General features: G+C 65.2%; 1 protein-coding gene. It reads right to left on the bottom strand.

Going from position 1 to position 744, the window contains the following annotated elements; all coding sequences use genetic code 11:
• Nucleotides 1–729 (bottom strand): glycosyltransferase family 2 protein (locus CAG47_RS27625; RefSeq protein ID WP_085729445.1); only part of this gene is annotated, 729 nt, incomplete at its 3' end.
• Between the last annotated feature and the right edge of the window lie 15 nt (nucleotides 730–744).

Consider the following 744-nt stretch of genomic DNA (forward strand, 5'->3'; position numbering starts at 1 on the left):
CTCCTGGGCAATGGTGTTCAGCCGCGTGCGCTTGATCAGCCACCAGACCCCGAACAGATCGAGGATGCCCACCAGCGCGCGGTCGAGGTTGCCGTATTTCGACACCCCGGCCGTGCGCGGCCGGTGGTTGACCGGGTGCACGATCATGCGCCCGTTGTGGCGCTGGATCAGCGCCGGAATATAGCGATGCATGTGATCGAAGTACGGCAGGCGCAGGAACGCCGCGCGCTCGATCAGCTTCAGGCCGCAACCGGTGTCCGGCGTGGCGTCCTTGAGCAGGCGCCGGCGCAGGTTGTTGGCGAAACGCGAGGCGTAGCGCTTGCTCGCGGTGTCGCGGCGATTGACCCGGTGCCCGGCGACCAGTTGCACATCGACCTGGCCCGGCTGGCCGCGCACCAGCGCGAGCATGCCGGGGATGTCCGCCGGGTCGTTCTGGCCGTCGCCATCGAGGGTGGCCAGCCACTGCCCACGGGCCTCCCGGGCGGCGTGGTACAGCGAAGTGCTCTGCCCCAGCGAACGCTCGTGATGGAGGATGCGCAAGGTATTCAAGCCATCGTTGCGGATCTGCCGCAGTTCATGCAGGGTCGCGTCGGTGCTGCCATCGTCGACCACGATGATTTCGTAGGATTCGTCGGCCAGCGCCACGCGGATTTCCTCGAGCAATGGCTTGAGGTTGTTCGCTTCGTTCTTGGCGGGAATCAGTACGGATACAAAAATGTCTTGGCTCATGGAGTCACTCTCGCC

The sequence above is a fragment of the Pseudomonas sp. R37(2017) genome, from assembly GCF_002113375.1.
Lineage (GTDB): Bacteria > Pseudomonadota > Gammaproteobacteria > Pseudomonadales > Pseudomonadaceae > Aquipseudomonas.